This window comes from Bacteroides sp. AF20-13LB (assembly GCF_003603065.1).
Lineage (GTDB): Bacteria > Bacteroidota > Bacteroidia > Bacteroidales > Bacteroidaceae > Bacteroides > Bacteroides uniformis.
This window is the reverse complement of record NZ_QTMH01000013.1, coordinates 124,487-134,738: the sequence shown is the minus strand read 5'-3', so window position 1 is coordinate 134,738 and position 10,252 is coordinate 124,487. Positions and strand designations below refer to the sequence as shown.

Below are 10,252 nucleotides of genomic sequence, written 5' to 3'. Positions count from 1 at the left end.
AATGGTAACAATAAATATAAACTAAGTTCCCAAAGTACTCAGCAAGCCAAGAAAATCACAGGTAAAGTTTTAGATGCAGCGGGCGAACCAATCATCGGTGCCAGCGTGCTGGTAAAAGGTTCTGGTACCGGTGCCGTGACGGACGTTGACGGAAAATTCTCTGTAGAAGCGCCGGCGGGTAGCACATTGGAGATATCCTTTATTGGATATAAAACTGCTATGCTTAAAGTGACAAATGCTTCTTCGTATTCAGTGACTTTGCAAGATGATTCGCAAACATTGGATGAAGTGGTAGTGACAGCTATGGGTATTAAGAAAGACCGCAAATCTTTGGGATATGCCATTGATGATGTAGATGCGGAAGAGCTTATGAAAAATAAAAGTGTGAATCCGATTAACTCTTTGGCTGGTAAAATTGCTGGTGTTAATATTACGCAAGGAGGTGGTGCTGCCGGTGCCGGTTCTCAAATCATTCTTCGTGGTGGGACTTCGCTTGAACGTGACAATCAACCAGTATTTGTTGTTGATGGTGTAATCTATGATAACTCTACTACAGTAGTTGGTAACTCTGCTTTTGATGGTAGTTTATCGACAGCTTCTACCAATTCTAATCGTGTAATGGATATAAACCCTGAGGATATTGAAAACATGTCAGTTCTTAAAGGTCCGGCTGCTGCTGCTCTTTACGGTTCACGTGCTGCTGCAGGTGTTGTAATTATTACAACCAAAAAAGGAAAGGAGGGAGCCGTTGAGGTGAATTTCTCCACTAAGTATATCACGCAATGGGCTACTTCTCTTCCTAAAACACAACGGAAATATGGAAGAGGGTTTGCTGAAGATCAGTACACCGATGGAAAATATACTGGAACGACTTATAATGATTTTAGTTATAATTCATGGGGAGCACCTATTGACAATGGGGCAGCAACCTATGATAATATAGATGACTTTTTTCAACAAGGTGGTGCATGGGATACCAATATAAGCGTGGCTGGTGGTTCTAAAAATAGTAATTTTTATCTTTCAGGCTCTTATTATAATCAAGATGGTATAATTCCTAATACTGGTTATGAGAAAGCAACGTTCCGTTTTAATGGTGAACAAAAGTGGAGAATGCTCACATTCGGTGCAAATGTAGCATATTCTCAAGCAAACACTGATAAAACATTGACCTCTGCTGGGTTATATGGTTCAAGTGGTTCTGGTACCATGACGGGGGTATACCGTTGGTCTCCTACTGATGATATGAAACACTACTTGAATGAAGACGGTACTCGCTATCGTATGTTTGGAGATCGTCTTGATGTTGTTGATGAACGCGATAATCCATACTGGATTCTTAATAAGAATAAGTTGAAAGATAATACTGAGCGTTTCACGGGTAATTTTAGTATCAAGGCTGATATTGCAGATTGGTGGTGGATTAGTTATCGTATGGGCATTGACTCTTACACTACAGATGATTCAAAGACTCTTGCTGCTGGTGGAGTATATAAATTGGCATGGCAAAAAGGTATGTATAGCGAAAATTCTTATCGGTATAAATATCTTTCTACGAATTTAATGATGAATTTCAATAAACAGTTTGGAGACTTTAACTTTAACTTGATGCTTGGTACATCTACTGACGATACTCGGACTTGGACTAACTATAGAATGGCTTGGAACTTTGAAATTCCTGATTTTTACGCATTTGACAATGCAACGAATGATAACCGTGATTTTTCAAGTTCACGTTCTCAAAAACGCCTTATTGGTACATTTGGTGAATTCCGTGCTGATTGGAAGAATACAGTGTTTTTGACAGTATCAGGACGTAACGATTGGTCTTCTACATTACCAATTGAGAATCGTTCTTATTTTTATCCTTCGGTAAGTGGTAGTATTGTGTTTACAGAATTTCTTCCTAAAATAGATTGGTTATCATTCGGTAAAGTACGTGCGAGCTGGGCGCGTGTAGGCAAAGATACGAGTCCGTATTCGTTGGAAACAGCATTGTGGCCCAGTCAGTCATTCCTTGGTGGCCTTACTGGGGTAAGTAATTATTGGACTGCTGGTAATGCTGCATTAAAACCCGAGATTACGGAATCTACCGAATTGGGTATTGAATTGCGCTTTTTTAATAATCGTCTGAAGTTGGATTACGCCTACTATACCAATAATTCGTATAATCAGATTATGTCACCTCGTCTGTCAAATGCAACAGGTTATATTCTCCGTTCTGTTAATGCAGGTGACGTTTATAATAAAGGCATGGAGTTAAGTATTGGCGGTACACCTATTCAAACTAAGGATTGGACATGGGAATCAACTATTAATGTCAGTGGTAATCGTGGTACAGTGAAAAATCTGCTTGAAGGTGTAGAAATTCTTTATGTGACCGATGTACAAGTTGGTAATGCTAAAGCGGCTTCTTTCCCTAATGGTAATTTTATGGCAATTTCCGGTAGTGAATGGAAACGTGATGACCAAGGTCGAGTTGTATTAGACAAGAATGGGCTTCCGACTAAAGGAACTAATGCCAATCTTGAAATAGGTAATCGTGAACCTACATTCTCTGGTGGATGGAATAATACTATTACTTATAAAGGGGTGTCATTGAATATGTTGTGGGATTTTCGTGTAGGTGGGCATGTTTATAATGGAACGGAATATGCTATGACGCTTGCGGGTGTGAGTGAGTTCTCTGCCAACCGGGAAAAAATAGAGGTTTCAGGTGTAAATACAAATGGTGAATTTGTAACGAATACTTTCGAAGCTAATAAAACATATACTTATAATGGTAAAGAAACCAGCGGTAAAACAATTATAGCTAATTATTATCAGGATATTTATCCTAATGAAACAGCAAACTTCATGACAAAGGTGAATGCACTTCGTCTTCGTACTATTTCACTCTCATATAATTTGCCAAAAACGTTACTTGCCAAAACAAAAGTTATAAAACGTGCCTCAATTACGGCAACGGCTAATAATCTTCTTCTTTTCACTAATTATAACGGTGATCCGGAAGTTGCAGCAGCTGGATCGGGTGCAGTAGGCTCATCCTCAGTAGGTATTGATTATTGTGGAGTTCCTGCGACAGCAAGTTTTGCTTTTGGTGTTAATCTGACTTTCTAAATATTGTTTAACTGTATGAAAATTGAATAATATGAAACTATACAAGAAAATAATTCTCGGAGTTGCAGCTTGTGTCGCGCTCTCCGCATGTGATGACTGGTTGGATGTCAACACCAATCCAAATACTCCTATATCTACTGATGCTGAGTTCCATCAGCGTTTACCTTGGATGCAATTTTATATGGAACATATTTACCATATTGTAGCCTCGAATACTAGTTTTTATTGTGGTCATTTCTATCGTAACAATGCACGCGAAGGAGGGGCGGCTAAATGGCAACTTGATTCTTCAACTCGTGCTGCTAATGCGCAACAGTGGTTTTTTACTCAGGTAGGTGTGAATTGTAATGATTTATATAATCAGGCAATGGAGGCTGGTGCTTATCACTATGCAGGTGCAGCCAAATTTTTTCGTGCTTATGGTTTTATGATGCTTACTGATTTATTTGGAGAAATCCCTTATAATGATGCATTTGGAGAAAATCCTTCTCCTGTTTATGATAATGGTAAAACAATATTCCTTGGTTGTATAACTGATATTGATGAAGCTATTGAGTTGTTTTCTAGACAACAAGAGGCAATAAATAATGTTACACCAGTGGATTTGGTAGAAGGCGATTCTTGGAATGGTGGTGATGCAGATAAATGGCTGAAAATGTGTTATCTTCTTAAAGCACGCTGGCTGAATCATTTAGTCAAGAAAGAGGCTGGAAATTATAAAGATGGCAAATATGATGCTCCGGAAATTCTGAATTGTTTAGCTAAAGCTCAACAAAGTAATGCTGATAATACTGTTATAAAACATACGGATACTAATACACCTTCTCATGATGTATTGGGCTGGAATGAGCCGATAGATTATTCTGCTCTCTATTCTTGTATTGGTATGAATAGTAATATTTATATAACTAAATGCTATTATGATAATTTGACTAACTTTGATGGAAAGGGAATAGAAGATCCACGTGCTGATAAGTTTATCCCTTGGACTCGTTCTATGAAAGGCCCTGAAACTCCTATTGATATAAAATGGTCAGATGACGGTTTGTGGCGTCGTTCTATGGGGGTTGATATGCAAACTGATATTTTAAGTCAATCAGGTCCATATGCTTTGTCATTTGATGCAACTACCCAGAGTTGGTATTGTGATAGTCCAACTCGTAAAGGAGATACTATTTATGTGTGGACAACTTGTGGTGGTACGGGATATGCAGGCGGTGTAGATATTCTTTATCGACGTAATAAATCTTATGACACTTCTGCGCTGAGCGGAGTGTTTTATGCCCGCCCAACAAGTCCATCCCTTATGGCATCGTATTCCGAAGCTTGTTTTATCAAAGCAGAGACGCTTTTCCGTCAAGGCGATAAATCAGGAGCATTTATTGCCTATAAAGAAGGTGTTAAAGCAAGTATTGATTTTGTTAATGATCAGATTGGCGTGTGGACTTCAGAGGATGGAAAATTGGAGTCTTGCCCCTCGTTTACTCATATTGAACAAGCTGATATTGATAATTTCTTGAATAATGCACTAGGAAATTCCTCAGATATTACTCTCGGCAAAATTTTGACTCAGAAGATGTTGGCAATGCCATATTCTAATGAGAATTGGAATGATATGCGTCGTTGTGATTATGATACGAATATATTCATGAATTGGGATAAATCGTATTATTATAGGAATACTCCAGCAGGATTTACTTACTGCCCGGAAGATAAGTCGCCTCGTCGTTGGAAGCAAGCTTCTTATGAGCTGACATATAATACCACTAATCTTGCAGCCATTGGTTCCCAAGTCCCAGGAGCTGCTGAGCTTGGTGAAGGATGGTATAATAATAACCTTATTTGTACATTGCCTGTGTGGTGGGATTCAAATCAAGAATAAAAAGAAAGTTCAATTCATACATGTAAATTGATGATGTTTTTATTTTCTGTGTTGTTGGCGATATTGCCGATAATAATTTCAGTATCAATATTTGTATTGGATATACAGAAATTGTAGTACAGTTTTAATATACTGGAGACTCTAACGGTCTTCATTCATAGATGATGATTGAAATAGCCGGTTCGTGAGAATCGGCTATTTTTATAAACTGATAATCTTTTGTATAAATTGATAGATTAACTTTGTAGTGCATATTTATACTAAGTTATATGAGTAAAATTCTGTTATTGGTTTACTTATGGTATTTTGTGTCTGTTGTCCAGGCACAAATAGTTACGTCTGCTGATGCTAGATGTGGGGATAATAAGTTGTCTGGTTTTGTGATAAGCCCCTATTTCGGAGAACAAGAAATGTCGTTTGTATATCCTCCGGGAATCAATATTCGCATAAATGCACCTTCAATAGTTGAGTTTGATAGGAATAAACCGACAAAGTTGGTATTATATGCATTGCCCAATGGCAATAGTATAGATTGGACTGTTGGAAAATTGCCGGCTTATGAAGATGATTGGCACTATCATATACAACACATTGGAGCGCAAACACGGTATATCAGAGCAAAAGTTCAAGAATATAATCTAGTAACTGTTTATTTGGAGGCAGATACGAAGAGTTGGGGGAAATGGAGGAAAGATGGAGTTGGACGAGAGCAGAAAATTAAAGAAGTAGTGGAATATATTTTTGCTTTATTCTCCGAATATCATCCTACTATTGAGTTGAATAGTCATAGCGGTGGTGGGAATTTTATATTTGGTTTTATGGATACGGTTTTTGATATTCCTATTTATGTGAAAAAGATTTCTTTTATTGATAGTAATTATAATTGGAATGACAAGCAATATGGAGAAAAATTAAAGAAATGGTTGGAGGCCTCTCCTGAAAATAGCTTGTTTGTTGCTTGTTACGATGATGAGAATGCCTTATTGGATGGAAAATCTATTGTTTCCCGAAAAGGGGGTACTTGGTATAAAACATGTTTAATGCAGCGATATTTGAGAAAGAATATGAAACGTTTTAGGTGGAATAAAGTAGAGAATGACAGCATAATCTATTTTATGACAAGTAATCGGAAAGTGCAGTTTTATTCAAGGAAGAACCCTGAACGGAGAATCTATCATACCATATTGGTGGAACGAAATGGTTTTATTCAGTCTGTTTTTGCCGGAACAGAGTATGAAAATATAGGGTATCAGTTCATGGGTAGAAAGGTATATGGTACTTATAGGCAAGACTCAATAATAAAACCTCATGCTTTTCGATTTCCGCCTCGGGCAAAAAAAAATGTTACAGGAAGTGGATTTGCCCGTCAAGTAATGAATATGAAAGTAGAGGAACGCGATTCTATTGTTTACAAAGAAATCGCACAGGGAAATATTCCGGATTTATTACGCCAGCCCGTATATCTAACAGATAGCTTGCAGGATGCTGATGGTAAATTGCATGGAGTAGTATTATGTGTATTGCCCGATTTTCTGGCAATAGGGATGAATTATGATTTTTTGCGTATTCCTATGTTGCCGCAGACGGCTCAAAAGATAGCCGATTTGTATGGTGCGATACTGCCTACCAGAAAAATTTCTGATTTGATTCATTTTCATAGTTCCTGGAAATTTACTCCTCATCCTATGACACCTGATTCTACAATGGTTACTGTACCTATATTTATGCGCCATGATTCTATAATAGAAGCTACCCGTTTGGTAAATGGAAGGCTTTATGGTTTAATGGCCGGTCATAAAAAGGATATTGTGATAACCAACCGGATGGCAGATGAACCAGGTAGGTTATTCATTTACGGTTGGCATTATCAGGATGGCAAACCTATTCAGCCATTGAGTGCTGCGCATAGTGTAGATTATGTAGATTATAGTCACGGAGTACGACTTGTTCGTGATGAAGTATTGATAGATGGAAAATTGTATTCGATAAAGCGAATGCTGCAACATCCTGTATTATATAAGTTGTTTAGCGATGAAATTGGTCCGATGTCGGTAATCCGATATTGATTTCGTCTAAGGGCTTCTCTTTATTTATAGAATGTTAATTTAATATTCTTAAAATCTTAGGATTGTATGTATTCCATTGATTATCTTTGTATCCGAATTAGAAATTTAATGGATTTCATTTTGACTTTAGTTTGATTGAATAAAGATATTGAAGGCTCTAATGGTCTTCATTCATAGATGATGATTGGAACAGCCGGTTCGTGAGAATCGGCTGTTTTTTTGTTTCGTTTGTTTGCATATCAACGGCGGTAATATGTTACTTTTGCCCTAAAACCGAAGATAGGCTGCACCTCAGCATAAAAAATGGACAAGTTCATTTTATTTTGCATTCGGTTTGTACTATCTTTGCGAGAAATAGCTGAGATGGTGTGAACTGTCTTTGCAAAGATTAGTCTATATATGGAACAAAGCAAGAAATTTATCTCTCCGGGGGCATGGTTCTCCATGACTTATCCGGTAGACTGGAATGAATTCGAGGACGGGGAAGGCTCTTTCCTTTTTTATAACCCCAATGAGTGGACCGGTAATTTTCGCATTTCGGCTTTCAAAGGGAATGCTACATATGGCAAGGATTCCGTGAAGCAAGAGTTACGGGAAAACTCCTCTGCCATTCCGGTTAGGATAGGCCGGATGGAATGTGCATATAGTAAGGAGATGTTCGAGGAAGAAGGTGCGTACTATACTTCCCATTTATGGATAACGGGCGCGGATGAAGTTGCCTTTGAATGTTCGTTTACGGTGAAGAAAGGAGAGCCGGTTGCAGAAGCGGAGAAGATTATCGCTTCGCTGGAAACGCGGAAGGATGGAGTGAAGTATCCAGCGGAGATAATTCCGGTGCGCCTTTCGGAAATCTACCAGATTAATGAAGCATACGAGTGGGTGGATACTACTATAAAGGAATCGTTGAAGAAGGATTTCCAGGGAGCCGAGGAAGACATTGCCAAGATGCAGCAGATGATGGAAGAAAGCAACATCGGTCCTAAGAAGAAGGATGCATGGCTGGCTTTTGGCATCGCGCTTTGTGTTATTTTCGCCAATGAAGTGGACGGTATGGAATGGCGTACCTTGGTGGACGGAAACCGGGAAACGCCCATATTGCTGAACACGTCTACCGGTGAATGGATAGACCCCATGAAGCTGGTTTGGAGCAAAGTAAAGGCAGGAGGTAAAGTGAATCTGCCGGAGATATACAGCTCCTTGTTCTAAGGTCCGGTCATCTCGGTACTGTGATTTTCAACTTTCAATTTTCATTTTTCAACTATTAAAGCATTGGCAGCAGTAAATTCAATTCTTCAGGTGGAAAACTTGACCAAGTCGTTCGGTGACTTGGTACTATTCGAAAATATTTCTTTGGGCTTGTCCGAGGGACAGCGTGTCGGGTTGATAGCCAAGAACGGCAGTGGCAAGACGACATTGCTCAATATCCTTTCCGGCAAGGAAGGGTATGACAATGGCACCATTTCCTTCCGTCGTGATTTGCGTGTGGGTTATCTGGAACAAGACCCGCAATATCCCGAAGAGCTGACCGTGCTCGAAGCGTGCTTCCATCATGGCAACAGTACTGTCGAGTTAATCAAGGAATATGAACGTTGCATGGAAACGGAGGGGCATCCCGGCTTGGACGAAATTCTGGTGCGTATGGACCATGAAAAAGCTTGGGAGTACGAGCAGAAGGCGAAACAGATTCTGTCTCAACTTAAAATACGTGATTTCAGTCAGCACGTAAAACATCTGTCCGGCGGGCAGTTGAAGCGTGTGGCACTTGCCAATACCCTTATCACTGAACCCGATTTGCTGATACTGGACGAGCCTACCAACCACCTCGACCTCGATATGACGGAGTGGCTGGAGGAATATCTCCGCCGGAACAACCTCAGCTTGCTGATGGTGACGCACGACCGTTATTTCCTCGACCGGGTATGCTCCGAAATCGTAGAGATAGACAACCGGCAGATTTATCAGTATAAAGGCAATTACAGTTATTATCTGGAGAAGCGCCAAGAGCGTATCGAGGCCAAGACTGTGGAGATAGAGCGTGCCAACAACCTCTATCGCACGGAGCTGGAGTGGATGCGCCGCATGCCGCAAGCTCGCGGGCACAAGGCACGCTATCGGGAGGATGCCTTTTACGAACTGGAGAAGGTGGCAAAGCAGCGTTTCAACAACGACAACGTAAAACTGGATGTCAAGGCTTCTTATATAGGCAGTAAGATATTCGAGGCAGACCATCTGTACAAATCCTTTGGTGACTTGAAGATTCTGGATGATTTCTCCTACATCTTCTCCCGTTACGAAAAGATGGGTATCGTAGGGAATAACGGTACGGGCAAGTCGACCTTCATCAAGATACTGATGGGGTTGGAGCAGGCAGACAGCGGTACGCTGGACATTGGCGAGACGGTCCGCTTCGGTTACTACTCGCAGGACGGCTTGCAGTTTGACGAGCAGATGAAAGTGATTGATGTAGTGCAGGACATTGCCGAAGTCATAGAACTGGGCAACGGCAAGAAGCTGACGGCATCGCAATTCCTGCAACATTTCCTGTTTACTCCCGAGACACAGCACAGCTATGTCTACAAGCTGAGTGGGGGAGAACGCCGCCGCCTCTATCTGTGTACGGTCCTGATGCGCAATCCCAACTTCCTGGTGCTGGATGAGCCGACCAATGACCTCGATATTGTGACGCTGAATGTGCTGGAAGAGTATTTGCAGAATTTCAAAGGATGCGTGATTGTGGTGAGCCACGACCGTTATTTCATGGACAAAGTGGTAGACCATCTGTTAGTGTTCAACGGACAAGGGGACATCCGCGACTTTCCCGGCAACTATACACAATATCGCGACTGGAAAGATGCGAAAGTCCATCAGGAAAAGGAGAAAGAGAAAGAAGCCGCCAAGGCTCAGGAGGACAAGACGGCGAAGGTGCGTCTGAACGAAAAGCGGCGCATGTCTTTTAAGGAAAAACGCGAGTTTGAACAATTGGAGCAGGAGATAGCTGACCTGGAAACCGAAAAGAATGCAATTGAAGAGGCTTTGTGCAGCGGTACTTTGTCTGTGGACGAACTGACGGAGAAGTCGAAACGTTTGCCGGAATTGTCGGACTTGATTGACGAAAAAACATTGCGCTGGCTGGAGCTGAGTGAGATAGAATCGAACTGAAGTTCGAAATTGAAAATTAAGAATT

Annotated in this window: 5 protein-coding genes; all 5 read left to right on the top strand. The window is 40.6% G+C overall.

The features are described 5' to 3' along the window. A partial coding sequence (locus tag DWX62_RS16785) for a SusC/RagA family TonB-linked outer membrane protein (protein ID WP_243636282.1) occupies positions 1–3,120 on the top strand: 3,120 nt, incomplete at its 5' end. A gap of 31 nt (positions 3,121–3,151) precedes the next feature. Next, the gene (locus tag DWX62_RS16780; RefSeq protein ID WP_120173029.1) at positions 3,152–5,002 is read left to right on the top strand and encodes a SusD/RagB family nutrient-binding outer membrane lipoprotein; all 1,851 of its coding nucleotides are present in this window, start codon (positions 3,152–3,154) and stop codon (positions 5,000–5,002) included. 269 nt (positions 5,003–5,271) lie between these two features. Next, positions 5,272–7,068 (top strand): hypothetical protein, encoded by a 1,797-nt coding sequence (locus DWX62_RS16775; RefSeq protein ID WP_120173028.1) that lies wholly within the window; start codon positions 5,272–5,274, stop codon positions 7,066–7,068. Positions 7,069–7,467: 399 nt separating this feature from the next. Continuing rightward, positions 7,468–8,274, top strand: a complete 807-nt coding sequence (locus DWX62_RS16770) for a DUF3805 domain-containing protein (protein WP_120173027.1) — start codon at positions 7,468–7,470, stop codon at positions 8,272–8,274. A gap of 63 nt (positions 8,275–8,337) precedes the next feature. Beyond that, positions 8,338–10,227, top strand: a complete 1,890-nt coding sequence (locus DWX62_RS16765) for an ABC-F family ATP-binding cassette domain-containing protein (RefSeq protein WP_005826716.1) — start codon at positions 8,338–8,340, stop codon at positions 10,225–10,227. The last annotated feature ends 25 nt before the right edge of the window (positions 10,228–10,252 follow it).